Source organism: Lacibacter sediminis (genome assembly GCF_014168535.1).
GTDB lineage: Bacteria > Bacteroidota > Bacteroidia > Chitinophagales > Chitinophagaceae > Lacibacter > Lacibacter sediminis.
The window spans coordinates 4,443,043-4,461,974 of sequence record NZ_CP060007.1; the positions used below are offsets into that span (position 1 = coordinate 4,443,043).

The following is an 18,932-nucleotide window of genomic DNA, read 5'->3' on the forward strand; positions in this document are numbered from 1 at the left end:
CACGTTATTTTATAAATACAATCTTACCCACTTGTTTTTCTGCACCAAATTCATCCTTTGCCAATACCATGTATACGCCGCTTGATACCCGTTGATTTCTGTAATCTTTTCCGTTCCAAATCGCCTGTCCGCCTAATGATCTTGTTTGATAAACCAATCGTCCATTCAACTCTACAATTTTCACAATAGAATTTTCCGGTAACCCACGAATACCAATGTTACCATTGTAGCTAGGGGGTACAGGACTTGGAAACACAATTACTTTATCAGGGTTTTCATTTGCTTTTGTTGCTCCTCCACGATAACTGCAAATACCATTGAAGGTGGAGAAATATACTTCACCAGTTTTTGGATCGATTGCAATACGAATGATTGCATTACTCAAAAGGGGACTATTTTCCGCAGTAAAACGTTCCAACACTTTTTCTCCATCAGCACTTATTAGCCAAACACCGTTCCGTGTGCCAACCCATTTACGATTGGCAGCATCAACAGCTATTGCCCGCACATCTTCATTCTCGAATAGAAATCCTGCAAAATTATCCTGTTGTACAACGGGCTGAAAAGCTTCACATCCATTCGTTGTAAATACATCGCCGGGGCATTGAATAATAGCAATTCCTTTATCTGTACCCAACCAGATAAAACCATCTTTGTCTTTCACCATACAATTGACTGCATTGCTCGGCAAGTTGCCGCTGCCCCTTCCTGTTTGAAACCATTTCCAACGATCATCACCTGCATTATCAATGGACGTTCCATGATTATAAACGAACAATCCATTTCCCTGCGGCACCTGTATCCATTTCTGATCAGCATCATCAATCAATACTGCCCCAACCATATTGTCCTGTATTAAAAACGGCACACGAAATGCACGCCAGTTTCCATCTGCTTTCTTCACCAAAAAATTATTTGAGCCAGCGAAATTGCTGATCCATAAATTATTGGCAGCATCAAATGCCATACCTCCCACACGATAATTATTCGGATCGCCTATGGCCACATTCAACGACGAATTCTGTTTGTAGATCTTGTATTGTGTGGCTGATTTGAATTCAAGCAAACCTCCACCAAACGATCCTGCATAAATTGTTTCATCACGAGGATCAACAGCAATAGTTATAACATCAAAGACTGTATCCATAAAAGATAAATTCGTTCGATTATAATCTTTCCATTCATTACCATCGAACGTAAAAAAACCAGTACCATTGAATTGATAGTTCCATGCGTCATTAATACTTCCACCTGCTACATACAATTTGTTGTTGAAGAAAAACATTTCGCCATCGAGCGGACCATAAGGTGAATTAACAGCATAACGTTCAAACAAATTTCCTTCGGCTTTCACCAGCCCTTTTTCAAAATCGGCGATCCATATTTCTCCACCACTCTTAACTGCATGGAATGGATAACGCAGCTCATTATTGTTTTGAATAGTTGCATTGATAACTCCGTTTGAAGTAATCGACAAAACTCTTCGTTCATTCCATCCAAATCGCTCTTCGCTTATAAGAATAACAGCATCACTTACATTCACCGATTCCCATCGCCAACTATCATTGTAAACAGCTTGCCAATTGCCGGCATTGCTTACATAAATCGTATTGAAATACTGAACAACAATTGTGGAGTTGATGTTGAACACTTGCTGAACCGCACCTCCAGGTAACCCGTTTGTTCCGCTTACAGTTGTCCAGTTACGATAATCATTCAGGTTTGCGGCATTCTGATTTGCAACTTTTAATCCCTCTTCTGTTGCAGCATAAAAGCGTGTTGCATCAGCCGCAAAACCATTCACTTTTACATTTGATCCGTTATTACCAATAATGAATGTGTTGCTGATCTCGTACTTCTGCAAGTCAACTACAATTACACCAAGACCTGTGCTGAGGTAAGCTTTGTTGTTACGAAAACTGATGTTATAAATTGTTTTATCACCTGTTACTGTACTGCGGAATATGTCGGGTATATTGATGACATCATTGCGGTACAGGACATCAAGATTGCTGTTGTTATATGCAATTACTAATTTTTCTCCTGCAGCATCATAGTTGAGTGTTCGCACACCTACGTCATTCAATCCGGCTACTTTACTTATCCTGGTGATCTCTCCGTCTTCCCTGCCAATACTGTAAGCGCCGAAATTTGTTGCTACATACACTTTATCATCGGCCAACGCCACCCTTTTGCCCGAGCGATAGTCCATATGCTCACGCCATTGACCGATTGGTGCAAGTTGTGCCTTTAGGTTTGCAGCAACCAACTGTAAAATGTAAAAAAGGATAACCAAACGCTTCATGAGCTTTCAAATTTAACGGCTTTTTGCCTAGGCTCAAGCCGAGGGTTGTTTAAACAGCTCAATTTGCGGCTTAGCAACGGTCTGCTTTGTTGGAGAAGCCTTGTCTGCAGCGAATACGAGGTAAATTTTATGCGTTTGTTCAGGCAGAATGGCGTTTCTTTGCGCTGCTTTACTTCAATAAAAACGTATCAGAATAGCATGTGGTATAAACTGGGTAAATGGGTGTTGCGCAACAGGCTTCCTTTAATTATTACTGTTCTTCTTTCAACGGCTGTCATGACTTTTTTTGCATCGAAAGTGCAGCGTAGTTATGATTTTGCAAAGGCTATTCCGCTTGATCATCCAAAATACCTCGAGTACGAAGCATTTAAGCAGAAGTTTGGTGAAGACGGAAGTTTGCTGGTAGTTGGCTTTCAAAAGAACGATCTGTTCCAGCTCGGTTTCTTTCAATCGTTCACTTCTTTGCAGAAAGAAATGAAGAAAGTAACAGGTGTAGAAGATGTGTTAAGCATCAGCGCTGCTGTTAACCTTGTGAAAGATTCTGCAACAGAAAAATTGAAGACCACACTTATTTTCCCTGATACAATTCAAACACAGGAGCAATTAGACAGCTCAAAACAAATACTCTTCAATCTTCCGTTTTATAAAGGCTTGTTTTATAATCCCGACAGCAATGTGTACATGATCGCTGTGCGGCTCAATAAAGAAGTGTTGAATTCTAAGAAAAGAAATGCTTCCGTTGATGGTATTGTAAAACTGGTAACTGCATTTGAAGAAAAGCAAAAGGTCACGATGCATTTGAGTGGTTTGCCACATGTGCGTACAGTAATGAGTACACGTATTGCAGAAGAGATGCAATTTTTTCTGTTAGGTTCTGTATTACTATCGGCTCTTATCCTACTGATATTTTTCCGTTCATTCAGTGCAATGTGGCTGAGCATGGCTGTTGTGGTGATTGGTGTTATCTGGAGCCTTGCAACAATTGTGTTCTTTGGCTATAAGATCACCATTTTAAATGCATTGATCCCACCATTGATGGTGGTGATCGGTATACCCAACTGTATTTATTTCCTCAACAAGTTTCATACGGAATATAAAAAGACGGGAGATAAACATCAGTCGCTGGTGAACATGATCGGACGCATGGGTATTGTTACTCTCTTCTGTAACATTGCTGCAGCTATTGGTTTCGCCGTGTTTGCATTAACCAAAAGCCAGATCCTGCGTGAGTTTGGTATTGTTGCCGGTATCAACATCATGGTGTTGTTTGTGATCTCCTTTACACTCATTCCAATTGTGTTGAGTTATTTACCTGCGCCAAAGCAACGTCACGTTCGCTATTTGGAAAATGAACGCCTTAATCGCTGGTTGATGCGCATCGAGAACTGGGTATTCAATCATCCAAAATATATTTATACTGCAACGGCTGTTTTAATTATTGTATCTGTACTTGGAGTAATGCGATTGAAGAGTGTTGGTTATATTGTTGATGACCTTCCGCAAAATGATAAGTTATATGTTGATCTAAAATTCTTTGAAAAACATTTCTCCGGTGTAATGCCATTGGAAATTGTAGTTGATACAAAACGTAAACAAGGTGTAACCCGCAGTATCAAAAGCCTTACAAATATTGATTCGTTGGTGTACTACCTGCAAAGCCGTCCTGAGATCGGAAAAGCATTGGCAGTAACAGAAGGTTTGAAATTTGCACGCCAGGCTTATTACGACAGCGACAGTAATATGTACACGGTGCCGAATGAATTCGATCTTGCTTTTCTTGCACCTTACTTACGAATGAAGGGCGACAGCAGCAATAAGAATAACAATTTTGTAAAGCTGGTGGCCAATTTCATGGATAGTACACAGCAAAAAGCACGCATTAGTGTAAACATGGCAGATGTAGGCAGCGACAGCTTGCCGAAAATTCTTGCAGCCGTTCAACAAAAAGCGGAAGAGTTGTTTAACGGAGACAGTCTTACATATGCATTAATGATAAACAAAGGCGAAGTAAAACCAGCAGATATTGATTCATCAAAACTCAAACGTACAGCCGATATTCAACTCACAGGAACAAGTATCATTTTTGTTGAAGGCAGCCGCTTTATCATTAATGGATTGAAAGAAAGTATTTTCTGGGCATTTTTGTTGATTGCAATTTGCATGCTGTATCTCTTCCGTTCTTTCCGTATACTTATCTGCTCACTCATTCCTAATATTGTTCCATTGGTGATCACAGCCGGGGTGATGGGCTGGGTTGGCATTCCGCTGAAACCAAGTACTGTATTGGTTTTCAGCGTTGCGTTAGGTATCGCCATTGATGTAACGATACGCTTTTTAATAAATTACAAACAGGAACTGCCACTTCATAAACATGATGTTCAGGAAACAGTAAAACAAACCATTCGCCAAACGGGTATCAGTATTATTTATACCTCGTTGGTGTTGGTTGCGGGGTTTATCATTTTCTGTTTTTCCGGTTTTGGTGGTACGAAGGCATTGGGTTGGCTCACTTCACTTACATTATTAGTTGCTATGATCACTAACCTTGTTCTTCTACCGGTTTTGTTGATCACTACAAGTAAAAAAAGGACATACCGTTCATAAAAAAAGCACAGTAAAAAGCAGCATCAGTCTAATTTTTCTGTCTTCCTTTAACAAATCTTAACATTAGCTGTTATATTTGGCATCCTTACGTAAAAAAGGCTCCTGACCTCTTTGGTCGGTGAAACTAACTGACTAATAACACCCCACAGTTTTGGAAATAATTTTAATTAATAAACCTAAATCGAGTATGAGAAAACTTGTAAGCATGACGATTGTGCTCATGATGTGCGCACTGCACTTATTTGCACAAGAAAAAACTGTTACGGGAAAAGTAACAGACGAAAAAGACGGAACACCTTTATCTGGTGTTTCGGTTACGGTTAAAGGGACCACAATCGGAACTACAACTGGCGTAGACGGAAATTTTAGATTAAGTATCCCCTCAAGCGCAAGAACATTAGTATTTTCTTTTGTGAACTATGCTTCAGTTGAGATGAATGTAACAAACAGAAGCAGCTTTACTGTTTCTTTATCATCAACCGATAAAGATTTACAGGAAGTAGTAGTAGTTGCCTATGGAACAAAAAAGAAAAGTGACCTTACAGGATCTGTTGCCACAGTAAAGGCCGCAGACATTGAAAACAAACCATTCAGCTCTGTAGACAAAATTCTTCAGGGCGGTGTGCCTGGTTTGCAATCTGTTGCCGCTTCTGGCCAACCAGGTGCTGCTCAGAACATTCTCATTCGTGGTGCTAGTTCCATTACAGCCAGCACTGCTCCACTTTGGATTATTGATGGGATTCCTATCAACAGTGGCGATGCATCACGTTTGCAAACAACTGCCAACCTGTTAAGTACATTAAACCCAAATGATATTGAGACGATTACAGTGTTAAAAGATGCTGCATCTCAGTCAATTTATGGTAGTCGTGCTGCAAATGGAGTTATCCTCGTTACAACAAAAAAGGGTAAAGCTGGTAAAACTGTATTTCGTTTTGATACGGAATATGGTGTAAACTCTGTTGCTTATGAGAATGACCGTTATCGCCCTCTAAATTCATCTGAATACTTTGCTATTACAACAGAAGGTTTAGTAAATGCAGGTGCAAGCCAGGCAACCATAAACAGTACGTTAGCGGGCTTGGGATTTGGTAATGGCAATGATTTTAACTGGAAAAAGGGTATTACAAACGAAAATGCCGCTCAACAACAATACAATCTTAGTATTCAAGGTGGTAACGAGCGTACGACCTTCTTTCTTTCAGGTGGTCATTTCATCCAAGAAGGAACTACCGTCAACTCTAAATTTAAGCGTACGACCGGCAACTTTAAGTTAACACATAAAGCAACTGAAAAATTAACAGTTATTGCTAACTTAAATGGTGGTTTTGTAAACCAACGTGCTCCTTTGGCGGGAGGTGCTTTTGGTAATCCGGTGCTTTCATCTTTCTTCCTGTTACCTTCAAGAAGCGCATACAATCCAGATGGTACATGGAACTACAACCTTGGTGGTTTACATAACACTATTGCGCTAACAGAACTCGACAAGCGTTTCCTGAGAGAAATAAGTATGAGAGGTGGTTTAAGTGCGGAATATAAAATCCTCAAGAACCTCCGCTTCAAAACAAGCTATGGCGGCGATCTGAACTTCCTCGAAGAAGATCAATATAACAATCCGTTCCATGGTGATGGTTTAGCATCAAATGGTCGTGCATTTTCTTATTACACCCGCTATTATAACTGGGTTTGGACAAATACACTTGATTTTGATCAAAACATTACACGCAATGGCGATTTGTCATTAAATGCCCAAATAGGTTACGAGAGTCAGAAGTCTAGCGGCTATTTCTCTTCTCTGCAATCACAGGATTATCCTCCAACATTGTTGTTAACTTATCCTGCAGCAGGTGCAAGACCAACTACTGCAAGTGCTACTATTTCTGATTATTCATTCAATTCACAATTCACTTCTGTATCATTAAACTACCAAGATCGTTTTGTTGTATCAGGTAGCTTAAGAAGAGATGGCTCTTCACGTTTTGGTGCAAAAAACAAATTTGGTGTTTTCTACTCCGTAGGTGGTACATGGAATGTGGACAAAGAAGCATTTATGCAGAATGTTGAGTTCGTAAATCAGTTAAAACTCCGTGCATCTTATGGTGTTAATGGTAATGCCGGTATTGGCAACTACGACTGGTTACCTTTGTACGGTTACGGTGCTAACTACAACCAGCAGCCTGGTAGCTTTCCGTCTAATGTAGGTGACTCGAGCTTAACATGGGAATTGAATAAACCATTTAACGTTGGTATTGATTTCAGCATCTTAAAGAACCGTGTAAGTATTAGCGTTGATTACTACACACGTAAATCAGAAGATCTGTTGCTAAATGTACCATTATCACGTACAACAGGTTTCTCTTCTGCTACAAGAAACATTGGTGAAATGGAGAATAAAGGTGTGGAAGTTGATATTAAAACAATCCCTGTATTAACGAAAGATTTCACTTGGAACCTTGATTTGAATTTTGCACACAACCAGAATAGAATCACAAGTTTACCTGGTGGTCAGGACATTGCTGATGGTAATTTCATAATTCGCCAAGGTGTTGCATACAGAACATTTTTCCTGCGTGAATACGCCGGCGTAGATCCTGCAAATGGAGATCCGCTTTGGTACACAGATGCTACTCGTAAAACAACAACTAATGTATACCCCGGTGCTGGTGCACGCATTTTACAAGGGAATGCATTACCTAAATTCTTTGGTGGTTTAACCAATACATTCACTTATAAAAACTTCTCACTGGATGTACAGTTGTACTACAACTTTGGCAACTTTGTTTATGACACATGGGGAAGCTATTATGTAGGTGCAGGTTTTGGTGCAACCTTCAATAAGGTTTCAAGAGTATTAAATCGTTGGCAAAAACCTGGAGACGTTACAGACATACCTAAATATATTTATAATGGAAATAAAAATTTCCAAGGTGGCTCTTCATTCTATCTGAATAGCGGCGATTTCGTTCGTGTTCGTAATCTTCAGTTAGCTTATACGCTACCGAAAACTGTTGTATCAAAAATTAAATTGACAGGAGCACAGTTTTATTTCAGAGGTACCAATCTGTTTACTTGGGTTAAAGACAAAAACTTGCCTTTCGATCCAGAACAAGGTACCGGCAGCGCAACCAACCTGCAGGTGTTTATTCCTAAAACAATTACTGCGGGCTTAAATATTACTTTCTAAAATTTAATATTCGATTTATTATGATACGATCAATAAAAAATAAACTGTTTTTGCTTCTTGTAGCTGCTGTTGCATTTACATCATGCAAAAAATCGTTTCTGGAACTTAATCCCCCAACCTCATTAACGCCAGGACAGGCATTAGCAACTGAAGCAGATTTGCAGGTTGCCTTAAGAGGTGCTTATGCTGGATTGCGTGGTGTGGATTATTTTGGACGCTCAGTGCCAATTCTCGGCGATATCATGGCTGATAATACTTATCAACATGCTGTAAACACTAACCGTTACACACTGTTTAACACCTACTCATTTGTTGTTACAGATGGTAATGCGTTAGGATTATGGACAAGTGCTTACTCTGTAATTCTACGTGCGAATAATATTATTAATTCGCCAGTAGCAAGCAACGCTAATGTCAGCCAATACAAAGGTGAAGCATATGCACTGAGAGCGCTTTCATACTTTACATTGGTTCGCTATTTTAGCAAGCCTTTTACCGAAGCCCCCGATAGCTACGGTGTACCGTTAGTTACTACTTATAATCCTGATGACAAACCAGGTCGTGCAACTGTTGCTCAGGTTTATGCTTTGATTCTTAGTGATCTTACTCAGGCTTATACTTTAATGACCAAATACACTAACTCTTCGCAGTTCAGCAAATATGCTGCGAAAGGTTTGGAAGCAAAGGTTCATATGACAATGGGTACTAAGGCTTCTGCTTTAGCTGCGGCATTAGATGTAATTAATAATGGTGGTTTTGGTTCTTTAACGGCTGCAAATCATGCTGCTTATTGGACCAGCCCGGCAATTAGGACAGACAAGCTGGAAACTTTGTTTGAAGTTTCTTCAGACGCAGTAGGCAACCTTTCGTTCGATGCCCTTTCATATCTCTACAGCCAGGCAGGAAATTATGGCGACTTAGTTGTAGCTGACGATTTGTATGCTTTGTTTGGTGCGGCTGATGTACGTAAAGCATTGTACCCTGTTGTGCCACGCCCTGCTGCTGGTGCTGCCATTCCTACGGTAAACAAGTATCCCGCCATTACAGGTGATTTAAGTGAAACAAAAGTATTACGCTTAAGTGAAATGTATTTAATTGCTGCAGAAGCATCGTTACCTGCCAGCGAAGCAAATGCATTAACTTATGTAAACTATGTTACAAGCCGTCGTGGAGCTGATGCGATCGCATCAACCGGTAATCAATTGTTTGAAGATATTATTACTGAAAGAAGAAAAGAGCTTGCTTTTGAAGGTGACCGTTATATGGATTTACAGCGTTTAAAACGTACTGTTTCCCGTAGTACAAACTACCCGGCTGCAGCAAGAACTATCGACTTCACAAATTTCAGAAGGATTTTGCCAATTCCACAATCGGAAACTGATGCAAATCCAACAATTAAAGCACAACAAAATTCAGGATATAACTAATAATTTCTCCTGTTACAAAAAAACCTCTCCAATGGAGAGGTTTTTTTGTAACCACTAATTATTTCTTACCGCAACACCTTTTCCACGTACTTCTCCAAATCACTTCCTCTTAAATTCTGCAATAATTTTTCCTGTTGGATCAATTAATACGTTGTAAGGAATACTATTGAAACATATAAACCAACTGCTTCACTATCCCAGAATTTCAATCGCTGATATGTATTCAGGTAAGGCCGTCTTTTTAATGGCTTCTAACCAGCATCCTTAGTTTTACTAACGACACACCAAGAATCGTAAAGTTTTTATTCTTGTATTTATGAATAAGCTATTACAAGATTGGATTTTCCTCCACGAAAATGGCCGCACCAGTTTGCTCAAAAATCAACCAATCCATATCTGTCTTTTAAGCTGCTTAATAAAAAATCATTTCCATTTACATCAGGCATGGCCATATCCGTAGCCATGGTGCCGATAGCTGGTTTAATGTGACACAGGTGCTGTAACTAAACATTTAATAATATTAGTTTACGAGGCTGCCTGGCAAAATTTATTGAAAAAATATTCGCTTATGATTATTTCAATACTCCCGGGTCAGGCACCCCACCATTTTATCGTATGCAGCATTGTTCAAGAAATATTGTCTATTTCTTTGGCAAGATGTAATCGTACAGCTTATATTTGAAATTCGTCATTAATAAGGACCGGTTAACATTTTTCGCCTCAACAAACCTTATCATCTCCAGCGCTATCCGTAAACGCCTGTCCAGTTAGGAAATTCTTTTTATTCATAAACCTAAATTAGCATGAGAAAATTTGCAATCATGATGTCCCTGTTGCTGTGCTCATACCACATCTTCGGGCAAGACAAAGCAGTTACCGGAAAGGTAACAGACGACAAAGACGGAACTCCACTTGCCGGGGTATCTGTTACAGTAAAAGGTACCACAATTGGTACTTCAACAGGAGCCGACGGATCTTTCCGTTTAAGTGTTCCATCTTCAGCAAGAGTATTGGTATTTACGTATGTTAACTTCGCTTCGCAGGAAGTTAGCATTGGCAACAGAAGCGAATTTTCTATTAAACTAGTTTCTGAAGAAAAAGCGTTATCAGAAGTTGTTGTTGTTGGTTACGGTACTGTAAGGAAAAAAGACCTCACAGGTAGCGTGTCAACCATTGGCGGCGACAAAGTAAGAGATTTACCTGTTCAAAGTTTTGACCAGGCTCTTTCCGGCCGTGCAGCGGGTGTAAGTATCACTATTCCAAATGGTGTTGTAAACAACCCTCCGGTAATACGTATACGAGGGGTGAACTCTATCAGTTTAAGTTCTTTCCCATTGGTTGTAGTTGACGGAATTGCTTCATTCTCCGGCGACGTTGGTAATGGAAACGCTGCCAATAATCCATTGGGCGACATCAATCCCAATGATATTGAAAGTATTGATGTATTGAAAGATGCGGCGGCGGCGGCAATCTATGGATCAAGGGCTTCTGCAGGTGTATTGATCATAACCACTAAAAAAGGTAAGCAAGGGCGTGCCCGTGTTAACTACGATGCATGGGTAGGTTTTACTAAACCATTCAATCTCATCCCTGTTTTAAATGGTCGTGAATATGAAACTATTAAGAATGAAGGCTTGACTAACGCCGGAACCCCGCCAAACGGAACTACAAGAGGATTCTATCCATACATTGGACCTGATGGCAACCCTGTTGATACCAAATGGTATGATATTATTTACAGAACAGGTACCTCACAAAATCATAATATTAGTGTTTCAGGAGCAAATGATAAAACCACTTATTATTTCTCGGCTGGTTACACAAAACAGGAAGGTATGATCATTCAAAATGATTTTACCCGTTTGAATGCAACGATGAATCTTGATCATAAAGTGAATAATCGTATTACGTTTGGAGGCAAATTTCAGTATGCCAATTCAAAAAATACTGGCGTTAACTCCGGTTCTACACCGGGTGGAGCATTTGCTACCTCTGGTATTGCCCGTTTAGGCTTTAATCTGATGCCGAACGTTCCGGTATATCTGAATAATGGCGCTTATAATATCAACACGGTTAGTAACACAATTGGCCAGGGTGCCAACCTCACTGCCCTGCAGTTTACCAATCCCCAGGTGTTGCTTGATTTAAATACGTTTGAATCTGTAAGTGATCGTGTCATTTCAAATATATATGCTAATGTTAAAATCATTAATGGCTTAAGCTTCCGCACTACGTTTGGTATAGATAATTTGAATGTTGTAAATAAATCGTTTCAGAATGCGTTGCATGGCGATGGCGTAGCAAATGGCGGTTCGGCATTCAATAATCTTCAAACATTCAGGAGATGGAACTGGACCAATGTACTCAATTACATGGAAAGCTTTGGCAACCACAACATCACTGCGTTGGTTGGTAACGAGCAACAATCAACAAAATCTGATGGTTGGGGTGCAAACCGTCAAGGAGTTACAGATCCATTTTATAACGAATTCCAAGGTGGATTCAATACTATTGTACCATTCGGAAACTTCCTTAGCGAAAACTATCTCGTTTCTTTCTTTGGAAGGGTGAACTATGATTACAATAAAAAATATCTTCTTTCGGTAAATGGACGTCGTGATGGTTATTCTGCTTTTTCTCCTGAGAACAAATATGGTAATTTTTGGGGTGCATCTGCTGGTTGGGTTCTTAGCGAAGAAGAATTCTTTGCAAATTCCGGTTTGTCAAAGATCTTCAGCAATCTTAAGTTGAGAGGAAGTTATGGTGTGGTTGGTAATAACCAAGGTATCAATGACTTTGCATTCTGGAGCTTTTATAACAATGGCTTATATGGTTCAAATCCAGCTCTAGCCTTTGCTCAAGCTGGAAATGAAAACCTAAAGTGGGAAACAAGTAAGAAGACAGATATCGGTTTAGAATTAGGTTTCCTCAACAACAGAATCAATGTTGAAGCAACTTATTATATCAACAATGTCGATAACCTTATCCTTGCAGAACCTCAAGCTCCTTCAAGAGGCATTCCCGGCAACTCTATTTTGCAAAACATAGGAAGCATGAGTAACAAGGGTGTTGAAATAACAATTGGTGCGAATGTTATTCAAAAGAAAGGATTCAGTTGGAACACAAACTTTAACATCACTACTCTTAAGAATGAAGTAACGGCTCTCGCTGCCGGCAATGCTGACATTCAACCTGCAACATCCGGCCTGGAACGCCCAAGCATGATTCGTGTAGGTGAGTCAATTGGTAGTTTTTATGCTGTGCGCACAGGCGGAGTAAATCCTGCTAATGGTCAGCGTATTTTCTATTACCGTGATGGTACTGCTGTTCAATACAATCATGCTGCCCCTGTAGCTTCACGTTGGACATTAGTGTCAACTGGCGCAGTTGCACCACGTGTTGCAGATCAGGCAAATGATGGCATTATCGTTGGTCCTGCCCTTCCAAAATGGAGTGGCGGTTGGGATAACACATTCCGTTATAATGGCTTCGATTTAAATATGCTGTTCTTCTTTTCTGGTGGTAACTATGTTTACAATGGTACAAAAGCAGGTTTAAGAGATATGCGTAGCTGGAACAATTCGAAAGAAGCTTTAACCCGCTGGACCAAAGCTGGCGATGTAACCAATATTCCTCGTATTGTATTTGGTGATAACATTTCAAATGGCTCTGGTGTAGTAATGACTGAAAACATAGAAAAAGGAGACTTCCTTAAACTCCGTACGATAACACTAGGTTATTCAGTGCCAAAAACAATTGCTGACAAAGTTGGCATTAATAGCTTCCGTGTTTATGCGCAAGTACTGAACGCCTTTACATTAACGAAATATACAGGTTATGATCCTGAAATTTCTTCCAATGGTAATGGTAACGGTAATCCAAGTGTAGATCGTAACTCAGTGCCTCAAGCAAGAAGTTTTAATATCGGTGTTAATGTAGGGTTTTAATCAACTTAAAAAAGAAGAATATGAAATTAAGAATAATGTCTTTTCTGGTCCTGATTGCAATTGTAACAAGTTGCAACAAACAGAAACTGGAACCAATACCTCAAACAGTAATTCCAGATATTCTGGGGTTTGCTGATTCCTCAAAAGCTGTGCAACAGGTATTTGGTTTATACTCTGGTTTAAAATCTGGCCAAATGTATGCTGGTCGTTACCAAGTTTATCAAGATGTAAGAGGGGAGGAGTTTATCAACAGAACCAACAACGCAGTAACAGCATGGCTAACATGGCAGTTTAATCTAACTGCGAGTGCCAATGAAGTGCAAGGATTCTGGGCATCTGTTTATAACACGATCAACAGATGTAATATTGTTATTAATGAAGTACCGGGAGCACCTTTAAGTGCGTCATTGAAAAGCTCACTTATTGCAGAAGCCAAGGTTGTAAGAGCAACTTGTTACTTTATGTTGATGCAGCTCTATGCAAGACCCTATACGGATGGAAATGGAAGTAAGTTAGGCGTAATTCTAAAGCTTGCTCCTGAAAAACAGCCGGGTGAAAATAATCAGACACGTGCAACAGCTGCGGAAATCTATACACAGATTTTAAAAGATTTAAATGAAGCAGAACCTGATTTACCATCAACCTATGGTAATGCAACCGCAAATACAACACGTGCACACAAGAACACAGCAATTGCATTAAAAACACGTGTATATCTAAACATGGGTAACTGGGCAAGTGTAATAACCGAGGGAAATAAGCTTGTTCCAAATGCAGCTCCCTGGGTTGCGCCTTCCGGCGTAGCAAACAGCTTACAAGCGAATGTTGCTACAGTTTATACAAATTATACCAACTCTGAAATGATTCTTTCTATGCCATTTACGGCTTTGGATGTTCCAGGTACACAAAATGGATTAGGATGGTATTATAATCCTGGTCCGAACGGTGGTGGTGAGTTTGCATTGAATACAACCGCTCCTGGAATAGCAGCGAATACAAGCTGGAGAGATGAAACCTTGGACGCAAGAAGAGCTCTCCATATCGTTTCTGGTGGCCAAAGGTGGTTACGGAAATTCCCGAATCCAAACAATGCTGCCGACTGGAGCCCAGTGATACGCTATGCAGAAGTAATGCTAAATTTAGCGGAAGGTTTGGCCAGAAATGAGGCAGGAACTGCTGTAAATGCCCGAGCATTGACAATACTGAATGCAATACGTAAACGTTCAGATCCAACTATTCTTGATTTTACTCCGGCAACCAAGGATGAACTGGTAGCCTTAATTTTAACTGAAAGAAGGATCGAACTTCTCGGTGAAGGCTTCAGAACTTCTGATATAGCACGCACCGGTAGTCCATTCCCAGCAAAAGGTACAGTAGGTTCAGTTGCTGCTTCTGCTGATCAGTATATTTGGCCAATTTCAATTGCTGAATTATTGGTAAATAAAACCTGTCAGCAAAACCCAGGTTATTAATACTTTAATGAGAACAGCGATAATAAAAAAACCTCTCCGCTTGGAGAGGTTTTTTTATTTAAATACTTTCATTTTACCGCAACACTTCCTCCAACTTCCTTTCCAAATCACCTCCCCTCAAATTATCTGCAATAATTTTCCCTGTGGGATCAAGCAACACGTTGTAAGGAATACCATTGAAGCCATACAAGCCAACTGCTTCGCTATCCCAGAATTTCAGATCGCTGATATGCGTCCAGGTGAGGCCGTCTTTTTTAATAGCTTCTAACCAGGCATCTTTTGTTTTATCTAACGATACACCAAGAATCGTAAAGTTTTTATTCTTGTATTTATTATAAGCTGCAACAACATTCGGATTTTCTCCACGACAAGGACCGCACCAGCTTGCCCAAAAATCAACCAACACATACTTACCTTTTAAACTGCTCAACGAAAAATTATTTCCATTCACATCAGGCATTGTAATATCGGGTGCCATTGTACCAATGGCTGGTGTATTTTGTTTTGGTGCCTGCGGTGCAGAAGCTACACTTTCACGGTATTGTTTTACTACTGTTTGAATACCGGTATGTTTAGGAAAACGTTTCAACAGGTTGTTATACATCGCTTCATTTTCTGTTGCATCTGTTCCGGTATTGATGGAGGTAGCAAACATACTTACCATCGGACTTTTATCTTCCATCGCTACTTTCTTCACATATGTTTTGAAAGATGTAACCATGTTTGTCATTGCCATTTGCTGCAAGTTACGAAGACTATCCCCCTGAATCACATTCTGCAATTCGTATTGCATGTTGCCCAGCTTTTGTTGTGTAGCTGAAAGTGAATCAACAAACTCACGTAAGCGTTCGCTTGCAGGAGAACCTTTGTAACTCAACTTGCGGATATCATTCCAATCACCGGCAATAGTAATATCAGATTTATCATTGATGACAAAAAACAAAGGGCCGTTTTCAATTTGCGGAAAACGCAACTGCAATAATGATTCTTCAGCAGCTTTTCCTTTCAATGAAAATTTACCGGCATTCAATGTAATACTATCCAATACTTGGGGAGGCATATTATCGAATGATATCTGTTCAAGGTAAACAACTGTAGCTGGTGCATTCTTCACCTCACCAGTTACGGTAAAATTTTTACTTCCGTTGTTTTCACATGCTGCAGCCGAAAAGGCAATAGCAGCAACGATCCATAATTTATTCATGTGCATTATTTAGTTCGCTAATTTTTCTGTTACTAATTGATTCAGCAGTTTCGGATCGGCCTTACCTTTTGATTTTTTCATCACCTCACCCACAAACAAACCGATCAATCCTTTCTTTCCTTTTTTATATTCCGTTACCTTCTCCGGCATGTTGCTCAATACTTCATCGATCAACTGCTGCAAAGCATCTTCATTACGTTCCTGAATTAAATTCAACTGTTGTGCCAGTTCCAACGCAGTTGTTCCATTTGCTTGCAACATAGCAGGGAATAATTTCTGTGCCGCCATTGTATAACTCACCTTTCCTTCTTCCACCAATTGAATGATCGATACAAGTTGTGCAGGTTTTATAGAAAGACTGTTGATCTCTTTTCCCGCTTCATTCAATACTGATTTCACAGGACCGAGCAACCAGTTCGCTATTTGTTTGTAGGATGTTGAATCTACAGCAGCCGCTTCAAAATAATCAGCCAGCTCTTTATCATCACTCAACAATGCTGCATCATATTCAGGCAATGCATATTGCTGAATGAAACGTTGTTTCTTTTGCTCGCCCAACTCAGGCAATGCCGCTTTAATTTCATTGATAAATTCATCCGTAATTACAAACGGCGGCAAATCAGGATCGGCCATGTAACGGTAATCATCTGCATCTTCTTTTGTGCGGATCGCAAACGTTGTTTCCGTATCAGGATTAAAACCTCTTGTTTGCTGAACAATTGTTTCTCCTTTTTCTTTCATCTCGATCATCCGCATCACCTCATGATCAATTGCCTTTTTCAGAAAGCGGATCGAGTTGAGATTTTTGATCTCCACTTTTGTTCCAAGCTTCTTCTCGCCTTTCAAACGGATAGAAATATTTGCATCGCAACGCAAACTTCCTTCTTCCATATTACCATCACACACATTTAATGTGCGAACGAGCTTACGTACTTCTGTTACATAAGCCGCAGCTTCATCGCCACTATGCAGATCCGGTTCTGTTACAATTTCAATTAATGGCACACCTGCACGGTTATAATCAACAACAGAATAATTTTCTTCCTGGTCGTGCATGCTCTTGCCCGCATCTTCTTCCATGTGAATGCGGTTGAGCTGAATGTTCCTTTCTCCATCAACTGTTTTGATCTTTACAAATCCACCAATACAAACAGGTGTGGTATGTTGCGACAGTTGATAACCTTTCGGCAGATCGGGATAGAAATAATGCTTACGTGCAAAATAGTTTTTACGTTCAATTTCACAATTGCAGGCAAGACCCATACGAACTGCCAGTTCAATGGCTTCCTTGTTTAACTTGGGTAATGTGCCGGGATGAGCCAGTGTAATGGGACTGATGTGTGTATTTGGTTCAGAACCAAAACCCGCACTATCGCCACAAAACAATTTGCTTTTTGTGAGCAATTGTGCATGCACTTCCAGTCCGATGACTGCTTCGTATTTCTCTGAATAATTTGCCATAAAGATTAGAAAAGCGATATTTCGACTTCGCTCAATACCTTTTACAAATCCTTCGACTCTTCGACAAGCTCGGAGCTGAGGACTTGCTCAAGGTTGGCAAAAATACCCGTTTTACCCCGAAGCATCTGTGAGTAAGCTCACAAAAAAGTCCCCCGGTTGACCGGGGGACGAACTAAATCAGAATATTTATCGAAAACTTACAGGTCTGCTTTGTTGAGTTTCTTAGGGATCTTTACTTCCACGGTCACAGGTTTACCTCCACGTAAAACTTTTACGGTCCAGAGGTTTTGCTCGTTGTTTGTGCGCAATGCTTCACGTGCCTCAGCTACATTTTTCACAGCTTTGCCGTTTACTTCAGTGATCACATCATCTTTTTGTAAACCGCTTTTTGCTGACGGCGAATCTGCCTCTACTTCCAATACTTTCACACCATTTCCTTCTTCAGTATCCTGGATAGTAGCGCCAAATTTGGGACGACCGCTTCCTTGATAGATTCTGATCTGATCTTGTAAACCATGCAGACGTGGTTGCAGGTGTTCGAAGTTGAACTGGCCTTCACCAAATCCCGGCATTTCGGGCATATGGAAATTAAAGTTCTGCATGCCCTGAGGACCTTTACTTTCGCCTAATTTCACTTTTGTTTTCTTCTCTTTTCCATCACGCAAGTAACTGATCTCAACTTCATCGTTTGGTTTTTTGGCGTGAACAGCTTCACTTAGATCAGAAGGAGAATCAATTTTCTTATCACCCACTTTAGTAATGATATCGCCTTTTTGTAAACCGGCTTTTTCAGCAGGAGTTTCTTTCTGTACTTCTTCCACCAATGCACCTTTGTCGTGGTCTTCTGTTACCACACCAAGGAAAGCACCACTCTTCCAGTTCATTTTAAATTCCCTCATGAAATTATCACTATTGAACTGATCCCAGTTACCATCATGATTGAATCGATAAGCACCACGTGGCGCCGTTATACGCACTTTGGGTGAGCGGAATACAAACTCATCGTCACCATCAAAACGATGGATAATGATATCCTTATCGCCTTTTTCAACCGGTTTGCCATTAACAGTGACTTTATCGCCTTCGATGACGATGGTAGTCTTTTCGGTTTTATCACCCTTCTTACGAATGATGATCTGTTCTTTTTTTTCTTCTTTTTCCCTTTTTTCTTTTTTATCCTGAGCCGATGCAGAAAGGGTAAGCAACTGGGTAACGGCTACAAATGCTAAAGCATACACTGAAATACGTTTCATACTAATAAGGTTTTTTTATTGTTGACAGGGCTAATGTACGAACATTTTCTTATTTACGAATTATTTCGGAGTTTT

At 40.1% G+C, this 18,932-nt stretch carries 9 protein-coding genes; 5 read left to right on the plus strand and 4 right to left on the minus strand.

Annotation, left to right across the window (positions count from 1 at the left end):
• Nucleotides 1-4 precede the first annotated feature (4 nt).
• Nucleotides 5-2,305, minus strand: coding sequence for a type IX secretion system anionic LPS delivery protein PorZ (gene porZ / locus H4075_RS18940; RefSeq protein WP_182802385.1), 2,301 nt, complete (start codon nucleotides 2,303-2,305; stop codon nucleotides 5-7).
• Nucleotides 2,306-2,503: 198 nt separating this feature from the next.
• Between porZ and H4075_RS18945 the strand changes: the two genes are divergently transcribed.
• From H4075_RS18945 to H4075_RS18965, 5 genes are all read left to right on the plus strand, one after another.
• Nucleotides 2,504-4,909 carry an efflux RND transporter permease subunit gene (locus H4075_RS18945; protein WP_182802386.1) on the plus strand — a complete coding sequence of 802 codons (2,406 nt, stop codon included), beginning with the start codon at nucleotides 2,504-2,506 and terminating at the stop codon, nucleotides 4,907-4,909.
• A 187-nt stretch (nucleotides 4,910-5,096) separates the two neighbouring features.
• Nucleotides 5,097-8,093, plus strand: a complete 2,997-nt coding sequence (locus H4075_RS18950) for a SusC/RagA family TonB-linked outer membrane protein (RefSeq protein WP_182802387.1) — start codon at nucleotides 5,097-5,099, stop codon at nucleotides 8,091-8,093.
• 20 nt (nucleotides 8,094-8,113) lie between these two features.
• The gene (locus tag H4075_RS18955) at nucleotides 8,114-9,520 is read left to right on the plus strand and encodes a RagB/SusD family nutrient uptake outer membrane protein (RefSeq protein WP_182802388.1); all 1,407 of its coding nucleotides are present in this window, start codon (nucleotides 8,114-8,116) and stop codon (nucleotides 9,518-9,520) included.
• An 803-nt stretch (nucleotides 9,521-10,323) separates the two neighbouring features.
• Nucleotides 10,324-13,467 (plus strand): SusC/RagA family TonB-linked outer membrane protein, encoded by a 3,144-nt coding sequence (locus tag H4075_RS18960; protein ID WP_182802389.1) that lies wholly within the window; start codon nucleotides 10,324-10,326, stop codon nucleotides 13,465-13,467.
• Nucleotides 13,468-13,487: 20 nt separating this feature from the next.
• Nucleotides 13,488-14,939 carry a RagB/SusD family nutrient uptake outer membrane protein gene (locus H4075_RS18965; protein WP_182802390.1) on the plus strand — a complete coding sequence of 484 codons (1,452 nt, stop codon included), beginning with the start codon at nucleotides 13,488-13,490 and terminating at the stop codon, nucleotides 14,937-14,939.
• A gap of 73 nt (nucleotides 14,940-15,012) precedes the next feature.
• Here H4075_RS18965 and H4075_RS18970 read toward each other — a convergent pair whose 3' ends face one another.
• The 3 genes from H4075_RS18970 to H4075_RS18980 all read right to left on the minus strand — a co-directional run bounded on the left by H4075_RS18970 (nucleotide 15,013) and on the right by H4075_RS18980 (nucleotide 18,857).
• Nucleotides 15,013-16,143, minus strand: coding sequence for a TlpA disulfide reductase family protein (locus tag H4075_RS18970; protein ID WP_182802391.1), 1,131 nt, complete (start codon nucleotides 16,141-16,143; stop codon nucleotides 15,013-15,015).
• 9 nt (nucleotides 16,144-16,152) lie between these two features.
• Entirely contained in the window at nucleotides 16,153-17,604 is a 1,452-nt protein-coding gene (gene gatB, locus H4075_RS18975) for an Asp-tRNA(Asn)/Glu-tRNA(Gln) amidotransferase subunit GatB (protein WP_182802392.1), read from the minus strand.
• 197 nt (nucleotides 17,605-17,801) lie between these two features.
• Nucleotides 17,802-18,857 carry a PDZ domain-containing protein gene (locus H4075_RS18980; RefSeq protein ID WP_182802393.1) on the minus strand — a complete coding sequence of 352 codons (1,056 nt, stop codon included), beginning with the start codon at nucleotides 18,855-18,857 and terminating at the stop codon, nucleotides 17,802-17,804.
• Nucleotides 18,858-18,932 lie beyond the last annotated feature (75 nt).